The sequence below is a fragment of the Amycolatopsis sp. NPDC047767 genome (genome assembly GCF_040704195.1).
In the GTDB taxonomy this organism is placed as follows: Bacteria; Actinomycetota; Actinomycetes; order Mycobacteriales; family Pseudonocardiaceae; genus Amycolatopsis.
The window spans coordinates 1-17,820 of the sequence record NZ_JBEYSJ010000043.1; the positions used below are offsets into that span (position 1 = coordinate 1).

Consider the following 17,820-nt stretch of genomic DNA (forward strand, 5'->3'; position numbering starts at 1 on the left):
GGCGGCGGAGGCGTACGTGGTCGTCACGCCGGAGTACAACCGCAGCTTCCCGGCGTCGCATCAACGCCACATTGGGGTGGTTCAGACCGACGGGTCGGAGCCGCGCAGCGCGGCCCACCAGAAGCCGAACGCGGCGACGAGCACGGTGACCACGAGCCAGCCGCTGAAGCCGCTGCCGTCGACGAAGGCCCAGAACGCCCCGACGACGGGCGCGGCGGCCAGCACCGGCAGGTCGGCGCGGAACTGGCGCGCGAGCGGCACGGGGCGTGCCGCGGCGAGCGCGCGTTCCTCGTCCGGCTCGGCCGGGTTGTCGATGCGGCGGCCGCGCGGTTCGGTGGCCCGCACGGAGCCCGCCGGGTACAGCAGCTCGTCGCCCACCTCGACGGCGACGAGCCGGTCGCGGCGCACGTCGCCGCGAACCACGACCTTCGTCGGCGCGGGCAGGCCGATCAGCGTGGGGGAGAAGTACACCGGGATCCAGCGTGGCGACGCCGTCTCGGTTTCGAGCCAGGACCGCGTGAGCAGCCCGCGTTGCACCTTCACTCGCCGCACCGGGATCGGGGACGTCGACGCCGCGGCCCGCGCGGGCCGGACGAAGCGCGTGAAGAACAGGAAGAGGTCCACGGCCAGCACCGCCGCGGCCGCGACCACGGTCACCGTGGCGTAGGTCGTCGCGCGGTCGGCGGTCACGATCGGGGTGGCGTCGCGGATCAGCGCGCGCGAGGGCCGCGCGGGGTCGTACAGCACGGGCACGCTCGTGCCGGTCTTCGGGGCCGAGCTGTCCAGCGCGACGTCCGCCGTCGCGAGCGACCCGCCGGCCACCGGGAAGCGCACGGTCGCCGAGCCTTCGCCGCCGCGCACCACCGTGCCCGTGGCCTGCGCCGTGATGCCCCGGACCTCGGCCTGCGCGTGGGAGAACTCCAGCAGCTGCACCACGAACACCACCGCGCACGCGAGCAGCACCACGGCGCTCGTCACGAGGACGTGGCGCACCGGCCGCAGCCGCAGGAAACTCCGCATGCGTTCCACCTTAGGTGTCTACAAAGGAAAGAGCGGCGCGGGCCGGGGCCCGCGCCGCTCTTGTCCGGGGGTACCGAGTTACTTCACGAAGCCGATCTTGGTGTAGTCGTACGGGTTGTTCGCGTAACCCGGCGAACCGAAGTTCGCCAGCGTCTTGCGCGTCGCGAACGCGCCCGGCGACTGGAAGATCGGGAGCTGGTGCCCGACGGCCCAGATCTCCTTGTCCGCGGCGTTGATGTCCGCGGCCCGCTTCGTGTCGTCCAGTTCCTGGGCCGCGGTGTCGAGCAGCTGGTTCAGCTTGTCGTCACCGATGCGGCCGTAGTTCTGGGCGATGTTCTTCGGGTCGAGGTAGTAGATGCCCTTGCTGCCGCCGATCGGGAACGAGTTCGAGATCCAGCGGAAGATCGTCAGGTCGAAGTTGCCGACGTTGACGTAGTTCTTGAAGAACTCGGTGGTCGGCACGGCCTGGATGTCCAGCCCGACGCCGATCGCCTTGAACTCCGACTGCAGGATCTGGCCGATCTGCTGGCTGATCGGGGTGCCCGACGGGATCACCAGGCGCACCTTGAGCTGCTTGCCGTCCTTGGCCCGAGTGTCACCGTTGAGCTTCCAGCCGAGCTTGTCCAGGTCGGCCTTCGCGCCGTCCGCGTTGAACTTGTACGGACCGGAGTTGTCCTCGTAGGTCTTGGAACCCTTGAGGAACAGGTGGTTGCCGATCGGGGTGGTGTCCTTCTGCATCTGCCCGAGGATCGCCTTGCTGATCCCGACCGTGTCGACGCCCTTCATCAGCGCCAGGCGCAGGTCCTTGTCGGCCAGGATCGAACCGGACGCACCGTTGAAGGTCAGGTGCGTGTAGTCCGGGTAGGTCGACTGCCGGACGACCGCGTTCGGGTCGGCCTGGGCGCGCTTGAAGGTGTTGATGTCGTTGTTCAGGTTGTAGAAGTCGATCTGGCCGTTGGCGAAGGCGTCCGGCTGCGCGGCGCGGTCGACGACCTTGTAGGTCACGGTGTCCAGCTTCGGCTTCGCGCCCCACCAGTTCGGGTCACGCTCGAAGACCGCGGTCTTGGCGGTCGCGTCGATGCTCTTGACCTTGAACGGGCCCGCGGTGAGCCCCGGCTTCTGGGCCCAGGACTTGTTGAAGGTGTCCGGGTCGGCGTCCAGCTCCTTCGGGTACAACGGGCTGAACAGCGACTTCCACTCCGCGAACTTCTTCGCGAAGGTGATCTTCACGTCCTGGTCGTCGGTGCCCTTTTCGACCTTGGCGATGTCCTCGTAACCGGTGGTCGAGGAGACCTGGTAGGCCGGGTTCTTGCCGTTGAGCACGTTGGCCTGCGCGGCGTAGTCCTCCCACGAGAACTGCCGGCCGTTGCTCCACTTGGCCTTCGGGTTGATCTTCAGCTCGACGACCTGCGGGTCGGTGCTGACGACCTCGGCCGAGGTGAGGTAGTTCTGGTCCAGGCCCACCGTCGCGTCGGCGTTCTGCGGGAACGGATACGGCAGGATGGCGCCGAACATGTTCGCGCCGTCGAGGACCGTGCCGTCGACCTCGTTGTAGTTCCAGTTGTCGGGCAGCTGGTCGACCGGCCACTTGAGGTCGCCGCCGTCCTTGAGCTGGTCGACCGGCATCGCGTTGATGTCCGCGGTCTTGACCTGCTGGCTGCCGGCGTCCTGAAGCCCGCTGTTGCCACCACTGGAGGAGCCGCCGCCACAAGCGGCGAGCAGGAGCCCCAGAGCGGCAACGGGAGCCACGATCGCGGCCATTCTCCGTCGCATCATGTTTACCTTTCTTTCCCTGTGTGCCAACGGATGCGTGGCTACACGACTTCGCGGGTCTTGGCGTAGTGGCAGGCGACGTCGTGGTCGTCCGCGCGCGGCTCGCGCGGCGGCTCGACGTCGATGCACTTCTGCTTGTCCTGTTCGGACAGCTGCGAGAACACGAAACAGCGCGTGCGGAACCGGCAGCCCGACGGCGGGTTGGCCGGGCTGGGCAGGTCACCGGTGAGGATGATCCGCGTGCGCTCGCGTTCCTTGATCGGGTCGGGGATCGGGATCGCGGACAGCAGCGCCTGCGTGTACGGGTGCTGCGGCGCGTCGAAGACCGTCTCCACGTCGCCGATCTCGACGATCTTGCCGAGGTACATCACGGCCACGCGGTCGGCGATGTGCCGGATCACCGAAAGGTCGTGGGCCACGAACAGGTACGACAGCCCGAGCTTGGCCTTCAGCTCGTCGAGCAGGTTGATCACGCCCGCCTGGATCGACACGTCCAGCGCGGACACCGGCTCGTCGAGCACGATCAGCTTCGGCTCGAGCGCGAGCGCCCGGGCAATGCCGATGCGCTGGCGCTGCCCGCCGGAGAACTCCGCCGGGTACCGGTCGGCGTGCTCCGCGCGCAGCCCCACGAGCCCGAGCAGCTCGGGCACGCGCTTGGCGATGCGCGCCTTGTCGTAGCCGTGGGTCACCATCGGCTCGGCGATGATGTCGCCGATCGGCAGCCGCGGGTCGAGCGCGGCCATCGGGTCCTGGAACACGACCTGCAGGTCGCGCCGGATCTCCTTGCGCCCCTTGCCGGTCAGCTTCGCGACGTCCCGGCCGAGCACCGCCACCGACCCGTTCTGCGGGGCGGCCAGCTCGAGGATCTCCATCAGCGTGGTCGACTTGCCGCAGCCGGACTCGCCGACCAGGCCCAGCGTCTCGCCCTCGACGATGTCGAAGCTGATGCCGTCGACCGCCTTGACCACCCCGGCCTTGCGCTTGAGCACCGCGCCCTTGGTGATCTGGTAGTGCTTCTGCAGGTCCTGCACGTCGAGCACGGTGGTGCGCTGGGTGCGCGGCAGCTTCGCGACCGCCGCCTCCTCGATCACCTCGGCGCCGTAGACCTCCGCCGCGTCGGCCTTGGGATCGGCCAGCTCCTCGGTGCGGATGCACGCGGCGCGGTGCGTGGTGTCGACCGGCGCGTTCGGGTTGCCCGGCGTGATCGTGAGCAGCTCGGGCTCGGCCTGGTGGCACGCGTCGATCGCCAGCGGGCAGCGCGGCGCGAACGGGCAGCCCGAGGGCAGGTTCACCAGCGAGGGCGGCTGGCCCTCGATCGGCACCAGCGGCTGCTTCTCGTGCGCGTCGACGCGGGGGATCGAGCCCAGCAGGCCCAGCGTGTACGGCATCCGCGGCTGGGCGTAGATGGTCTCGACCGGGCCCTGCTCAACGGCGCGCCCGGCGTACATGACCATCAGGCGGTCGGCGAACCCGGCGACCACACCGAGGTCGTGGGTGATGATCACGATGCCGGCGCCGGTCACCTCCTGCGCGGTCTTGAGGACCTCCAGCACCTGGGCCTGCACGGTCACGTCGAGCGCGGTGGTCGGCTCGTCGGCGATGATCAGGTCCGGGTCGTTGGCGATCGCGATGGCGATCACCGCGCGCTGGCGCATACCACCGGAGAACTCGTGCGGGAACGCCTTGGCGCGCGCCGCGGCGTTCGGGATGCCGACGAGGTCGAGCAGCTCCACGGCCCGGTTGTTGGCCTGCTGCTTGGTCATCGAGCCCTTGGCGTGCACCAGCAGCGCCTCGGCGATCTGCGCGCCCACGGTGTACACGGGCGTCAGCGCCGAGAGCGGGTCCTGGAAGACCATGGAGATCTTCTTGCCGCGCAGCTTGGACAGTTCGACGTCGGACTTGCCGATGAGCTCGCTGCCCTGGAACCGGATGGAGCCGGAGATGCGCGCCTGCGGCGGGAGCAGGCCCATGACCGCCAGCGACGATACCGACTTGCCGGACCCGGACTCGCCGACGATGCCCAGCACCTCGCCGGCCGCGACCTGGTAGTTCAGGCCGCGCACCGCGTGCACGCGGCCGGACTCCGACGGGAAGGACACGTCGAGGTCGGCGACCTCCAGCACCGTGCCGGTGGGCTTCTCGGTCTCCGCGCCCAGTGCGAGTGAGGCGGTCATGCTGTGGCTCCTGTGGTGCTGGGGGACTTCGTCTTCTCGGCGATGCGCTTGCGTTCCTTGCGCCGCGACCGGCTTGACGACGGGTCGAGCGCGTCGCGCAGGCCGTCACCCGCGTAGTTCACCGCGAGCACGGTGACCACGAGGAAGCCCGCCGGGATGTAGAACAGCCAGGGGAAGGTGCGCACGGCGTCGGTGCCGTCGGCGATGAGCGTGCCGAGCGAAACGTCGGGCGACTGCACGCCGAACCCGAAGAACGACAGCGAGGTTTCGGTGATGATCGCGACGCCGACGTTGATCGTCGCGTCGATGATCAGCAGCGAGGCCATGTTCGGCACGATGTGCTTGGCGATGATCCGCCACGACGGCTGGCCCATGAACCGCGCGGCCTTCACGAACTCGCGCTCGCGCAGGGTCAGCGTCATGCCGCGCACGATGCGGGCGGTGATCATCCACTGGAACAACGCGATCAGGCCGACCAGGATCAGCCACGTCTTGCCGCGGAAGGCCGGCGAGAGGATCGAGATGATCAGGAACGGCGGCAGGATCAGCAGCAGGTCCACGAACCACATGGCGATGCGGTCGGTCCAGCCGCCGAAGTACCCGGCGGCCGCGCCGACGATCGAGGCGACGCCCGTGGAGAACAGTGCGGCCAGCAGGCCGATCGTGAGCGACTTCTGCAGCCCGCGCATGGTCTGCGCGAACATGTCGCCGCCGATCTGGTTCGTGCCGAACCAGTGGTTCCCGTCCGGCGGCAGCAGGTTCGACAGCGGGTCGAGCTCGTCGTACGACCACGGCGAGTACCACGTGTAGGTGAAGGCCAGCACGTAGAACAGCACGATCACGGCCAGCGAGACGACCGCGAGCTTGTTGCGCAGGAACCGGCGGAACACGAGCTTGCCGCGGCTGGAGGACTTGCTCTCGGCCTCGTTGCCCGGGTCGACCGCCAGCACGGCGGAGTCGGCGATGTCGGCCTCGTTCACGGGAGCGGCCATCAGATCCTCACCCTCGGGTCGAGCGCGGCGTAGAGCACGTCGGCCAGCCACCCGGCCAGCAGCACGCAGATCGCGATGAACAGCGTCACGGTCGCGACGATGTTGGTGTCCTGCTTCTGGATCCCGGTCACCAGCCAGTCGCCCATGCCGTACCAGCCGAAGATCCGCTCGGTGAAGATGCCGCCCGTGATGAGCAGGCCGAAGCCGAACGCGAACAGCGTCGCCATCGGGATCAGCGCCGTGCGCAAGCCGTGCTTGAACAGCGCGCGCCGGCGCGTGAGGCCCTTCGCCTGTGCGGTGCGCAGGAAGTCGGAGCCGAGGACGTCGAGCATCGCCGAACGCTGGTAGCGGCTGTAGTACGCCACCTGCGTCAGCACGATCGCCAGGGTCGGCACGATGATGTGCTGCAACCGGTCGAGCAGCACGTCGCCGAAACTGCCGTCGAGGCCGCTCGTCTCGCCCTGCACGATGAAGAACTGGTACCCGCCGAGCAGGTTGTCGTTCACCGACTGGGCGCCCGCTTTGAGGATCGTGGCGATCACGAAGACCGGAGTGGACAGCACGACGAACGAGAACGTGGTGGCCACGTAGTCGCTGACCTTGTACTGCCGGATCGCGCTCACCACCCCGACGAGCACGCCGATGATGATGCCGATCGTGATGCCCAGCAGGAACAGCCGAAGGCTCACGCCGGCGCGGCGGAAGAGCTCGTCGGTGATCGGCTGGTCGGCGACCGTGCGGCCGAAGTTCCCGTGCAGCACTCCGCCGAGCCAGGTGAAGAAGCGCTCGGGGATGGGCTGGTTCAGGTAGAGCTCGGCCGCCTTGGCGTCGATTGTGGACTGCGGAGCCGGTGGGTTCCGCAGCTTCAGCGCGTCGAGCGGGCTGAAAGCCAGCGACGCCAAGGAAAAGGCCGCGAAGGTGGCGACCAGGCACAATGCCACGTAGTTGACGAGGCGGCGGAGGAGGAAGCCGATCACGGTTTCCTCGATTCACCGGGAACGGAGGTTCCACTCCGTACCGACGGCCACGCCTGACTCTCGCCCGATTGAGTTTTCGTCGAAAACACTAGCCGGTGCTGCCTTCCGAATGCTGCTGACGCTCGTTGTCGGCGCAGCATAATCCGGAGAAGGCCCTTCGATCTTCGTTCCCAGGCAACCAAATAATCACGATTTCCGCCGCGGGCACGTGAAGGACCGACTTTCGGATGTTGCGGTGGACGGGGCCCGCGAGGTATTCACTTCGTGCGGATCGTCGCCGTGGGTGTGTGGGCGAATACCGCGGATCACGTTCCGGAAATGTTTCCGGGAGTGAGGGAAATGTTGCGAACGCCCGCGGAACACTGGAAACGGACATACCGGTCATGGTATGGACCTGTCCGGGCGGCGGAGGTCCAGTCCTGTGAGCGGGAGCCCTCTTCGTCCACAGTGGCCGGTCGGTCCGTACCCCACCGATCAGTGCCCGGTCGAGAAGCCTGCCCCGTTGATCAAAGCCCGGTGGATCTTCGCGCACAGCAAAGAACCCCGCCACCGGATTCCGGTGACGGGGTTCTTCGTCGAGACTGGGTGATCAGTCCAGGTAGTCCCGGAGGACCTGGGACCGCGACGGGTGCCGCAGCTTCGACATCGTCTTCGACTCGATCTGGCGGATGCGCTCACGCGTGACCCCGTAGACCTGGCCGATCTCGTCGAGCGTGCGCGGCTGGCCGTCGGTGAGACCGAAGCGCAGCCGGACCACGCCCGCCTCGCGCTCGGACAGCGTCTGCAGCACCGACTGGAGCTGGTCCTGCAGCAGCGTGAACGACACCGCGTCGACCGCGACGACCGCTTCGGAGTCTTCGATGAAGTCACCGAGCTGCGAGTCGCCCTCGTCGCCGATGGTCTGGTCCAGCGAGATCGGCTCACGCGCGTACTGCTGGATCTCCAGGACCTTCTCCGGCGAGATGTCCATCTCCTTGGCGAGCTCCTCGGGCGTCGGCTCGCGGCCGAGGTCCTGAAGGAGTTCGCGCTGTATACGGCCGAGCTTGTTGATGACCTCGACCATGTGCACCGGGATGCGGATGGTGCGGGCCTGGTCGGCCATCGCGCGGGTGATCGCCTGGCGGATCCACCACGTGGCGTACGTCGAGAACTTGTAGCCCTTGGTGTAGTCGAACTTCTCCACCGCGCGGATCAGGCCGAGGTTGCCTTCCTGGATGAGGTCCAGGAACGCCATGCCGCGGCCGGTGTAGCGCTTGGCCAGCGAGACCACGAGCCGGAGGTTCGCCTCCAGCAGGTGGTTCTTGGCGCGCTCGCCGTCGCGCACGATCCACTTGAGATCGCGGCGCATCTGGGTGACGAGCTTCTCGCCCTCCTCCTCGGCGGTGCGCACGCGCTCGGCGGCGTAGAGACCCGCCTCGATGCGCTTGGCGAGCTCCACCTCCTCCTCGGCGTTGAGCAGCGCGACCTTGCCGATCTGCTTGAGGTAGGCACGCACCGAGTCCGCCGACGCGGTGAGCTCGGCGTCCTTGCGCGCCTGGCGCAGCGCCTCGGACTCCTCCTCGTCCCAGACGAAGTCCGGGTTGTCCGAGGCGGACTTCGGCCCCTTCTCGGCGGCTGCGTTGCTCCGGCGGCGCGCGGCGGGCGTCTCCGTCTCCTCGGCTTCGTCTTCCGAGTCGTCGGAGTCGTCGTCGGCGACCTCGTCGTTGACCGTCTCGTCGACGACGTCGACCTCGACCTCTTCCAGGTCGGACAGGTCCGGGGTGTCGAGTTCGGCCTCGTCGAGGTCGACCGGGCCGTCCGGGTCGCCGTCTTCGGTCTTGGGCGCCTTGGTGGTGGCCTTCTTGGCCGGCGCTTTCTTGGCCGGAGCCTTCTTCGCGCCGGCAGACCTGGTGGCGGTCTTGGGTTTCGCCGCGCCGGTGGCTGCCTCGTCGGCCGGCTCGCCGGCTGCGGTCGCTGTCTTCGTCCCGCTTCGGGTTGCGGTTCTTGCGGCTGCCACTTACGCCCTTTCGCAGCGGTCGATCATGACGAGCCGAGGTATCGCCACCTCGGCTGCCTCACATTCGGGGAACACGCCTCGGCCTGCGGTTTTCACTCCCGCAGCCGTGGGCCGCGTTCCATTGTAACGACGGCCGGGCAGTGCGTCGCGAAGCGATCACCCTCCGGCCTGCCGCACGGTACCCGCACGTGACCTTCCCGTGACCCGCGCGTTGGTTTCGCGGCCGTTCCCGGGCGTCTGCGGGTCCGTGCTCGATCAGTGCTCGATGCCCTCGACCGCGGCCGCGGCGGCGCCGACGATGCCCGCGTTGTTCTGCAGCGAAGCCACGATCACCGGAGTCCGGACCTCCAGCAGCGGCACCCACTTCTCCGCCTTCTTGCTCACGCCGCCGCCGACGATGAACAGATCCGGCCAGATCAGGTTCTCCAGCACGGTCAGGTAACGGTGTACCCGCTTGGCCCACTGGTGGTAGGACAGGCCCTCGTTGTCCTTCACCGACGCCGCGGCGCGCTTCTCCGCGTCGTGGCCGTCGACCTCGAGGTGGCCGAACTCGGTGTTCGGCACGAGCTTGCCGTCGTGGAAGACGGCGCTGCCGATGCCGGTGCCGAAGGTCAGCAGGGCGGTGACGCCGGTGCGCGCGGCCTTGTCGCCGAAGCGGATCTCGGCCATGCCGGCCGCGTCGGCGTCGTTGAGCATCGCCACGTCCGCGACGCTCTTGCCGAGCCGCTTGGCGAACAGCGCGTCGGCGTCCGTGCCGATCCAGGCGTGGTCGATGTTGGCCGCGGTGTGCGCGACGCCCTTCTTGACGACCGCCGGCAGCGTCACGCCGACCGGTCCGTCCCACTCCGCGGCGCGCACGATCTCGGCCACCACGTCCGCGACGGCGTCGGGTGTCGACGGCTGCGGCGTCTCGATCCGGTGTCGCTCGCCGATGAGCTGTCCCGTTTCCAAATCGACCAGCGCGCCCTTGATCCCGCTGCCGCCGATGTCGATTCCGAAACCTCGGGTCGCCGTCACTGACGTGGTCCCTTCTCGCACGATTCAGAAGTCTGCTGCGGAGACTTTAACCGGATGTGGTGACATGTCGGACGTGGGAGCTGACGAGTCGTTGCTGAAAAGCGTTGCGGAGCAGGTGGCGGTCGAGGCGGCCGGGCTGGTGCGGGCGGCCTGGACCGCCATGCAGGCGGGCGGTGAGGTCCGCGTCGACACCAAGTCGGCGGACACCGACGTGGTCACCGCGATCGACAAGGAGTCCGAGGAGCTGGTGCGCGCCCGGCTGGCCGAGCTGCGCCCGGGCGAGCCCGTGCTCGGGGAGGAGGGCGGCGGCGCCGCGGCCGGGTCCGGCGTGACCTGGGTGGTGGACCCGATCGACGGGACCGTCAACTTCCTCTACGGGCTGCCGGCGTTCGCGGTGTCGCTGGCCGCTCAGGTCGACGGGGTGTCGGTGGCCGGCGCGGTCGTGGAACCCGTCAGCGGCCGCCGCTGGACGGCCGCGCGGGGCCAGGGTGCCTGGCTCGACGGCAGGCGCCTCTCGGCGTCCTCGCCGACGCGCCTGGACCTGTCGCTGGTCGGCACGGGGTTCGCCTACGCGCGCGACCGTCGCGTGCGCCAGGGCGCGCTCGCGGGCGAGCTGCTCGGGCACGTGCGCGACCTCCGCCGCGGCGGGGCGGCGTCGCTGGAGCTGTGCGCGGTCGGCGCGGGCTGGCTCGACGCGTACTTCGAGCACGGCCTGCACCGCTGGGACTGGGCCGCCGGGGCGCTCGTCGCGGCCGAGGCCGGCGCGACGATCCTCCTGCCGGGCTCGGCACCCGACCTGGGTGAGGACGTGACCTTCGCGGCGGCGCCCGGCATCGCGGAGCCGCTGCGGCAGGTGCTGGCTTCGCTGGACGCCAAGAGCGTCTGACGCGTGCCCTGGACCCCCGCGCGGGGGTCCAGGGTCAGCAGGCGACGTCGCGGGCCGCGGCGAGCAGCGTCTGGTCGATCACCGGCGCGCCGGGGCCCGAGGACTGCTCGTTGCCGCCCCCGCCCTGGTGGGACTTGGACCAGTCGGCGAGCTTCTGGAGGATCTGGCGCGCCTCCGGGCGCGGGCGGATGTCGTCGAAGAGCGTGCCGGTGACGAGGTCGACGCTGGCGTCCTTGCGGTTGTCGCGCACGAGCTCGGCGCACGGCACCACGAGGCTCACCGTGCGCGCGGCCGCGGCGCCGTTCTCGCCGTAGCGGATCTGGCCGCGGCACTTGGCGTCGCCCTTGGGGTACGCCGGGTCGTTGGCCGGGTCGCCGGTGGCGGTGAAGCCGAGCTCGCGCAGGGCCGTGGTCGTGATGCCGCCCTGGCCGCGCGTGGTGCTCGCGTTGAGGACCTTCAGCGCCACCTTGTCGGGCGGCACGGGGGAGCGGTCGTCGAGGCCGTTGTGGGCCACGGTCGTGTAAGTGGTGCCCGGTGGTGGAGTGGGGGCGGGCGTGCAGAGCACGGCCTCGTCGACGTCCCCTCGGCCGACCACGGCGTTCACCCACACGAACACCGCGCCGAGGGCGAGCACCCCGATCACGATGAGCGCGGGCAGCGGCCGGTGCTTGCGATAGGGCCGCGCACCACGGTCCCCCGAGCCGTTCCCCGACGCCACCTGCCCCGTCCCTTCCCGAACGCGGAAACCCCGTCCGCGGACCCCTCGCCGCGAGACCCCCACGACCGCGTGGCGCCGCGCGCCCCGGTCGGTTTCGTCCCCCGGTTTCGTCCCCGGTTTCACCAGGCGACACCGTGCGGGCCGCCGTAGCCGCCCAGCCTAGGCGTTCGGCGCCGCACCCGGTGGCGCGGGTCACCGTGTGCCCGCCCCGTCCCCGCCGAGGCCGGGCCGCGAATCCCCGGTCCGCCGATCGCACCACGGAGACCTCCGCGGGAGCAAGCGGACACCGCTGCCGGGTGATCTTCGCGACGCGCGGGCAACCTGACCGGATCGCACCCGTCTCACCTGCGGGTTCCCCCTGTCGGGTGACGAAATTCAAGCAATGTGCGACTCGGTGCGGAGCTCGGCGAACGGTGAGCTACCCTTCCCGGGCTCCGGCCGCAGGAAGAGGGGCACCTGGCTGAGACCTCGGTCACTGCGGGCGCCGGGCACAAACAGGGGCGCTGGAACGTTGACCAGCGGCACGACCGGCTCACGGGCACGCCCGCGGGACCGGAAGAACAAGACAAGCTGATTCGCAGGGGTGAGGGACACATGGCTACCGACTACGACGCTCCGCGCCGCAGCGAAGCCGACGAGCTGGCCGAAGACTCGTTGGAGGAGCTGAAGGCCCGGCGGAACGAGAACCAGTCCGGCGTCGTCGACGTCGACGAGGACGCGAACGCCGAGAACTTCGAGCTTCCTGGTGCCGACCTTTCCGGGCTTTCCGGCGAGGACATGACCGTGAAGGTCGTGCCGAAGCAGGCTGACGAGTTCACCTGCTCGGTCTGCTTCCTGGTGCACCACCGCAGCAGGCTCGCCGAAGACAACGGCGGCCGGCTGATCTGCCGCGACTGCGCCTGAGCACAGCCTGCGCCTGACGGCGTACGGGGATCTCGTACAGGGCTTCAGGGGAACACAGGTTTCAGGGGAAACACAGTCGCGGCGGTCCGGGGAAGCTCGCTCGCGAGCTGGGTAAAGGGGGTCGGCCCACCAGGCGGGCCCCCTTCCGCGTCCGCGGGACCGGTTCCGCGGAAAACTTCAGGCCCGCCCGTTCAGGAACGGGCGCGCAGGAGTTCGGCGACGCGCTTCGGCTTGCGCGTGCTGAACAGCCAGTACGGCGTGGGGTCGGCCGGGTCCGTGAGCTGCACGCGGACCGCCGGGCCCACCCAGCCGCGGTGCATCACGAACGCGGCCGGGTCGCCGTCACGTCCGAGGGCGCGGCGCTTGTCGTCCTTCTCGAGGATCTCGACCACGCCGGCGAACCGCAGCGGCAGGTGCGCGTCGCCGACCCACAGCTCCGGCTCGTCACCGCCCGTCACCCGCACGCGCGAGCGGCCGAGCGACAGCAGCAGCGCGCCCATCACGACGATGGCGATGGGCAGCGGGATCCACACCGGGATCGAGGGGTACCCGAGGTGGATCTCCACGCCGAGCAGGATCGCGCCGAGCATCGGCAGCGGCCAGCCCCACCACGGCACGTACAGCCGTTCGGAGTGCGCCAGTCCGCGCTTCACGGCGGTGTTCACGGTGTCAGCCACGCGACAAGGGTAGTCTCGCGGCCCGTGTCCAGCGTTCAGGTACTCCTCTCCCGGCTCGACCCCGGCGTCCCGTTGCCCGCGTACGCGCGGCCCGGCGACGCGGGCGCCGACCTCGTCACCACCTCGGATATCGTGCTCGGGCCCGGCGAACGCGGGGTGGTGGGAACCGGCGTCGCGATCGCGCTGCCGCCGGGGTTCGCGGGGTTCGTCCACCCGCGCTCGGGGCTGGCGGCCCGCGTGGGCCTTTCGGTGGTGAACACCCCCGGCACGATCGACGCGGGGTACCGCGGTGAGATCCGGATCTGCCTCATCAACCATGATCTCCACGAGCCGGTGGTGCTCGCGCGCGGCGACCGGATCGCGCAGCTGGTGATCCAGCGGGTCGAGCACGCCGTGTTCGTGGAGGTCGCCGAGCTCGGCGACACCGAACGTGGCGCCGGTGGTTACGGCTCGACGGGCGGGCACGCCACACTGGTCCCGGACGTGCCCGGCGCGGACGCGGGCACTGGGGAAGGAACGGAGAAGTAGTGGGGATCTTCGGACGCAAGCGCAAGTCCGACGGCGGGCCGACCGAGCCCGCCGACGGCGCCGCGGGCGACACCGGGGCGGACGCCGACGACGCGATCGAACCCGAGAACCAGTTGTCGGAGACCGAGCAGGGGCCCTTCGACGTCGCCGACGCCGAAGAGGACGGCATCCCGCGCATCGACCTCGGTTCGGTGCGGGTCCCGGTCCCGGACGGCTCGCAGGTGCAGGTCGAGATGGACCCGGAGGCCGGTGGTGTCCGCGCGGTCCACGTGGTGACCGAGCAGGGCCAGATCACGGTCAGCGCCTACGCGGCGCCGCGCTCCGGCGGCCTGTGGCGCGAGGTCGGCACCGAGCTGGCCGACCAGCTGCGGGCCGACGGCGCGAAGGTGACGGTCGGCCGCGGCGAGTGGGGCCTGGAGCTCTCGGCCATCGTCGGCGACGTCGCGCTGCGCTTCGTCGGTGTCGACGGCCCGCGCTGGATGCTGCGCGGCGTGATCGCCGGTCCGCAGTCGCAGTCCGCGCAGGCGCCCGACGTGCTCCGCATGATCGTGCGCCACACGATCGTCGACCGCGGCGACTCCCCGATGCCGGTGCGCACCCCGCTCCCCATCACGCTCCCGGAAGCCGTCGCGCAGCACATCGCCGAGCAGCAAGAAGGCTGACCGTCGTACGAGGAAGGCCCCGGCACTCACCCGTGCCGGGGCCTTCGTTCATTTCTTTTCACTACACAGTTCCGGCGGCGGACCCGAACCAGCCCTTCAGGAACCCGACCAGGCTCGCGCGTCCGAGCACTTCGCGGTCCCGCCCGAAATCGGCCAGCTCGACCACGCCCAGCTCCCCTCTCGGCAGCACCAAGGCCCACTCGCGCGCCACCGCCACGGGGTGCACCAGGTCACCGGCGCACCCGGCGACCCCGGCCGGCACCGCGACCGTCGCCAATTCGGTCAACGACGGCGCGCGCCGGCCCGCCGCGACCCGCAGCCCCGGCACCAGGTCGTCGCCGTGGCGCCGCCAGGCCCGAGACAACTCGTCGACGAGCCACGCCGGGCTCCCGGCCGCCACCGCGGCCAGCGCGCCGTCGACCCCCTGAGCGGCCACCAGATCGGCTGAGGCGCGCGCTGCGACGGCCGCGGGCGCTGAGCCGGGCTCGCCGTTCCAGGCCGGGAGCGCGCACACCAGCCCCTCGCAACGGCGCGGGTTCGCCACCGCCCACTCCGCGGCCAGGTGCGCGCCGAACGAGACGCCGCCGACGACCAGCGACCCGTGCACCCGCGCGAGCCGGTCCAGCTCTTCGAGGTACCCCTCGGCGAGCACGGCACCGGGTGGCGGGGGAGGCGCGATCAGCCGGGCGCCCACCAAAGCCAACGGGCCGGTGAACACCGACTGAACGAACGTTTCATCGGACCCTGTTCCGGGCAGCAGGACCACGGGCAGGTTCCGGATTGCGGACGTCACGTTGCGATCTTGGCGCAAACCCGTTTCGCTGATGTGAACCACAGCTACGCTGGTTTACGCACGGGCCGCGAAGTCGGGGGCCCCGGAGCACAGGAGCACACCATGTCCGCCAAGGACGGCGGCTACTTCAGCCGGTTGGTTCGCAAGCTGACCAGCGACGTCGAGGACCTCGACGCCGACGAGATGTCCGAGAGGTCCGGGGCCGAAGGGGCGCGCCGCGCCTGTGACTGCCGGTCCGGCGAAGAGGCGACAGTGCTCGGCAGGCTGCGCAGCGTCGAGCTGTGCCCGAGCGAGGGAACTCCGACGCTCCAGGCCGAGCTGTTCGACGGCACACAGGGCGTGACGCTAATCTGGCTGGGCCGACGCCGGATCCCCGGTATCGAGCCGGGTCGGACCATCAAGGTCCGCGGCCGGATGGCAGAGCGTGACGGCCAGAAGGTGCTGTACAACCCGTACTACGAACTCCAGAGCCCGGTAGGTTGATCGACTCCCGTGACTGAACCCGCTCCCCGCGACGAGAAGCACGTGCCCGAAGGCGGGGACGAAAAGCAGGACAGCGACCAGCACCGCGCCGACGACGGAACCGACACCGACGCCGAGAAGCCCGAACCCACATTGCTGGAGCAGATGGGCGGCGTGTCCGGTCTGTTCTACTCGTCGGTGCCGGTGATCGTGTTCGTGCTGGTGAACGCCTTCTTCGGGCTCACCGCGGCGATCTGGGGCTCGGTCGGCAGCGCCGTGGCGATCACGGTGCTGCGGGTCGTGCGCAAGGAGCCGCTGCAGCCGGCGATCTCGGGGTTCTTCGGGGTCGCGATCGCGGCGTTCATCGCGTTCCGCACGGGTTCGGCCAAGGGCTTCTTCCTCTTCGGCATCTGGGCGAGCCTCGCCTACTGCGGCGTGTTCGTGCTGTCGATCCTGGTGCGCTGGCCGATCGCCGGCGTGGTGTGGAGCGCGCTCAACGGCACCGGCCAGGCCTGGCGCAAGGACAAGCCCTCGCGCTACGGCTACGACGTCGCCACGCTCGCGCTGGCCGTGATCTTCGCCGCCCGGTTCGTGGTGCAGCGCTGGCTCTACAACAGCGACTACACCGGCTGGCTGGCGTTCGCGAAGATCGCCATGGGTTACCCGCTCTACGCGCTCGGCCTGCTCGTGGTCGTCTGGGCGGTCCGCCGCTCGGACAAGCGGCTCAAGGCACTGGCCGAGACGGAACCGAAGCCGGAGACCGACGCGGAGGTCGAGGCCCGGCTGCGCGAGAAGTACGCGCAGACGCCGACTCCGGAGGTTTGACCGCCTTCCCCAAGACGCCGGAAAGGCCCCTCACGTGCTCGTGAGGGGCCTTTCCCGTCTGCGTCAGTATCCCAGGGCCGTGCGGATCTCCGGCTCGACGTCCGACGTCGCCACGAACAGCAGCTCGTCACCGGCCTCCAGCGGGTCCTCCGGCTGCGGCACGATCACGCGGTCGCCGCGCAGGATCGTCACGAGCGCGGCGTCGCGGGGCAGCGCGATCTCGCTCACGGGCTTGCCGGCCAACGGGGTCTCCTCGGGCAGCGTGAGCTCCACGAGGTTCGCCTGGCTCTGGCGGAAGGTCATCAACCGCACGAGGTCGCCGACGCTCACGGCCTCCTCGACCATCGCGGCGAGCATGCGCGGGGTCGACACGGCGACGTCGACGCCCCAGGCGTCGGTGAAGAGCCATTCGTTGGCGGGGTTGTTCACGCGGGCCACCACGCGGCGCACGGCGAACTCCGTCTTCGCGAGCAGTGACACCACGAGGTTGGACTTGTCGTCGCCGGTGGCGGCGATCACCACGTCGCAGCGCTCGATCCCCGACTCCTCGAGGATCGAGACCTCGCACGCGTCGCCGAGGACCCAGTCGGCCTGCGGCACGGTGTCGGGTTCGAACTGGTCGGCCTCGCGCTCGATCAGCATCACCTGGTGCCGTCCGTCGATCAGCTCGACGGCGATGGAGCGCCCGACGGCGCCGGCACCCGCGATCGCGACCCGCATCAGTTCTCCTCCTCCGGAGCGCGAGCGGCCACGCTCGTCACGTCGCTGACGGTGCCGGAGCGGGCCGCGACGTACACGACGTCGTCGGCCTGCACCATGGTCTTGTTGTCCGGCAGCACGCCGTTGCCGAACCGCATGATGAACGCGACGCGTGCGCCGGTGGCGTCCTGGAGCTCGCGCACGCTGCGCCCGATCCAGCCCTCGTTCAGCGGCAGCTGCAGCAGCGCGACGTTGCCCGAGGGATCACGCCACACCGAGGCGACGCCGTCCGGCAGGAGCGTGCGCAGGAAGCGGTCGGTGGTCCACGGCACCGTCGCGACGGTGGGGATGCCGAGCCGCTCGTACACGGCGGCGCGCTTGTGGTCGTAGATCCGCGCGACCACGTGCTCGATGCCGAAGTTCTCGCGCGCGACCCGCGCGGAGATGATGTTGGAGTTGTCACCGCTCGACACGGCCGCGAACGCGCCGGCCTGTTCGATGCCCGCCTCGATCAGCACCTGCCGGTCGAACCCGACGCCGACGATCTGCTGGCCGTGGAAGTCGCTGCCCAGCCGGCGGAACGCCTGGGGGTTCTTGTCGATGACGGCCACCTCGTGGCCGAGACGCTCCAGCGCCGCGGCCAGGGATGCGCCGACCCGGCCGCACCCCATGATCACCACGTGCACGCCCTGCCTCCTCGTAGGTGGGGGTAAACCCG

18 protein-coding genes are annotated in these 17,820 nt (G+C 69.9%); 6 read left to right on the plus strand and 12 right to left on the minus strand.

Annotated elements, in window-relative coordinates:
• Nucleotides 1-81: 81 nt before the first annotated feature.
• The 7 genes from AB0878_RS43350 to ppgK form a co-directional block, all read right to left on the minus strand.
• Nucleotides 82-1,020 (minus strand): DUF3592 domain-containing protein, encoded by a 939-nt coding sequence (locus AB0878_RS43350; RefSeq protein ID WP_366588001.1) that lies wholly within the window; start codon nucleotides 1,018-1,020, stop codon nucleotides 82-84.
• A 78-nt stretch (nucleotides 1,021-1,098) separates the two neighbouring features.
• Nucleotides 1,099-2,796 (minus strand): ABC transporter family substrate-binding protein, encoded by a 1,698-nt coding sequence (locus tag AB0878_RS43355; protein WP_366588003.1) that lies wholly within the window; start codon nucleotides 2,794-2,796, stop codon nucleotides 1,099-1,101.
• A gap of 38 nt (nucleotides 2,797-2,834) precedes the next feature.
• Nucleotides 2,835-4,967 (minus strand): ABC transporter ATP-binding protein, encoded by a 2,133-nt coding sequence (locus AB0878_RS43360; protein ID WP_366588005.1) that lies wholly within the window; start codon nucleotides 4,965-4,967, stop codon nucleotides 2,835-2,837.
• Nucleotides 4,964-5,959, minus strand: a complete 996-nt coding sequence (locus AB0878_RS43365) for an ABC transporter permease (protein ID WP_366588007.1) — start codon at nucleotides 5,957-5,959, stop codon at nucleotides 4,964-4,966. Before AB0878_RS43365 ends, AB0878_RS43360 begins: the two co-directional genes overlap by 4 nt.
• A complete protein-coding gene (locus tag AB0878_RS43370) occupies nucleotides 5,959-6,936 on the minus strand; it encodes an ABC transporter permease (protein ID WP_360596855.1) in 978 nt (325 codons plus the stop codon). The genes AB0878_RS43365 and AB0878_RS43370 overlap by 1 nt, the downstream gene beginning before the upstream one ends.
• 589 nt (nucleotides 6,937-7,525) lie before the next feature.
• Nucleotides 7,526-8,932: an RNA polymerase sigma factor gene (locus tag AB0878_RS43375; protein WP_366588009.1), complete on the minus strand. Its 1,407-nt coding sequence runs from the start codon at nucleotides 8,930-8,932 to the stop codon at nucleotides 7,526-7,528.
• A gap of 255 nt (nucleotides 8,933-9,187) precedes the next feature.
• Nucleotides 9,188-9,949, minus strand: coding sequence for a polyphosphate--glucose phosphotransferase (ppgK, locus tag AB0878_RS43380; RefSeq protein WP_366588012.1), 762 nt, complete (start codon nucleotides 9,947-9,949; stop codon nucleotides 9,188-9,190).
• A gap of 64 nt (nucleotides 9,950-10,013) precedes the next feature.
• On the opposite strand from ppgK, the gene AB0878_RS43385 reads away from it, so the two are divergent.
• The gene (locus AB0878_RS43385) at nucleotides 10,014-10,835 is read left to right on the plus strand and encodes an inositol monophosphatase family protein (protein WP_366588014.1); all 822 of its coding nucleotides are present in this window, start codon (nucleotides 10,014-10,016) and stop codon (nucleotides 10,833-10,835) included.
• Nucleotides 10,836-10,869: 34 nt separating this feature from the next.
• Here AB0878_RS43385 and cei read toward each other — a convergent pair whose 3' ends face one another.
• Nucleotides 10,870-11,553 carry an envelope integrity protein Cei gene (cei, locus tag AB0878_RS43390; RefSeq protein WP_366588016.1) on the minus strand — a complete coding sequence of 228 codons (684 nt, stop codon included), beginning with the start codon at nucleotides 11,551-11,553 and terminating at the stop codon, nucleotides 10,870-10,872.
• Between the two features lie 594 nt (nucleotides 11,554-12,147).
• On the opposite strand from cei, the gene AB0878_RS43395 reads away from it, so the two are divergent.
• On the plus strand, nucleotides 12,148-12,456 hold the full coding sequence (locus AB0878_RS43395; protein ID WP_204090248.1) for a DUF4193 domain-containing protein: 309 nt from the start codon (nucleotides 12,148-12,150) through the stop codon (nucleotides 12,454-12,456).
• A gap of 191 nt (nucleotides 12,457-12,647) precedes the next feature.
• Here the strand turns inward: AB0878_RS43395 and AB0878_RS43400 are convergent, their stop codons facing one another.
• Complete coding sequence (locus AB0878_RS43400) at nucleotides 12,648-13,133, minus strand: DUF3093 domain-containing protein (protein WP_366588018.1); 486 nt, start codon at nucleotides 13,131-13,133, stop codon at nucleotides 12,648-12,650.
• Nucleotides 13,134-13,157: 24 nt separating this feature from the next.
• On the opposite strand from AB0878_RS43400, the gene dut reads away from it, so the two are divergent.
• On the plus strand, nucleotides 13,158-13,661 hold the full coding sequence (gene dut / locus AB0878_RS43405; RefSeq protein ID WP_366588020.1) for a dUTP diphosphatase: 504 nt from the start codon (nucleotides 13,158-13,160) through the stop codon (nucleotides 13,659-13,661).
• Complete coding sequence (locus tag AB0878_RS43410) at nucleotides 13,661-14,323, plus strand: DUF3710 domain-containing protein (protein WP_366588022.1); 663 nt, start codon at nucleotides 13,661-13,663, stop codon at nucleotides 14,321-14,323. The genes dut and AB0878_RS43410 overlap by 1 nt, the downstream gene beginning before the upstream one ends.
• 61 nt (nucleotides 14,324-14,384) lie before the next feature.
• On the opposite strand, the gene AB0878_RS43415 is transcribed toward AB0878_RS43410, so the two are convergent.
• Nucleotides 14,385-15,116 carry an alpha/beta hydrolase gene (locus AB0878_RS43415; protein WP_366588024.1) on the minus strand — a complete coding sequence of 244 codons (732 nt, stop codon included), beginning with the start codon at nucleotides 15,114-15,116 and terminating at the stop codon, nucleotides 14,385-14,387.
• Nucleotides 15,117-15,218: 102 nt separating this feature from the next.
• On the opposite strand from AB0878_RS43415, the gene AB0878_RS43420 reads away from it, so the two are divergent.
• Together AB0878_RS43420 and AB0878_RS43425 are read left to right on the plus strand one after the other, a co-directional pair.
• Entirely contained in the window at nucleotides 15,219-15,599 is a 381-nt protein-coding gene (locus AB0878_RS43420) for an OB-fold nucleic acid binding domain-containing protein (RefSeq protein WP_220238342.1), read from the plus strand.
• Nucleotides 15,600-15,743: 144 nt separating this feature from the next.
• The gene (locus AB0878_RS43425; protein WP_285974718.1) at nucleotides 15,744-16,403 is read left to right on the plus strand and encodes a DUF3159 domain-containing protein; all 660 of its coding nucleotides are present in this window, start codon (nucleotides 15,744-15,746) and stop codon (nucleotides 16,401-16,403) included.
• A 63-nt stretch (nucleotides 16,404-16,466) separates the two neighbouring features.
• Here AB0878_RS43425 and AB0878_RS43430 read toward each other — a convergent pair whose 3' ends face one another.
• Both AB0878_RS43430 and AB0878_RS43435 read right to left on the minus strand, forming a co-directional pair.
• Complete coding sequence (locus tag AB0878_RS43430) at nucleotides 16,467-17,123, minus strand: TrkA family potassium uptake protein (protein ID WP_360596843.1); 657 nt, start codon at nucleotides 17,121-17,123, stop codon at nucleotides 16,467-16,469.
• Nucleotides 17,123-17,788 (minus strand): TrkA family potassium uptake protein, encoded by a 666-nt coding sequence (locus AB0878_RS43435; RefSeq protein WP_366588026.1) that lies wholly within the window; start codon nucleotides 17,786-17,788, stop codon nucleotides 17,123-17,125. The genes AB0878_RS43430 and AB0878_RS43435 overlap by 1 nt, the downstream gene beginning before the upstream one ends.
• Nucleotides 17,789-17,820 lie beyond the last annotated feature (32 nt).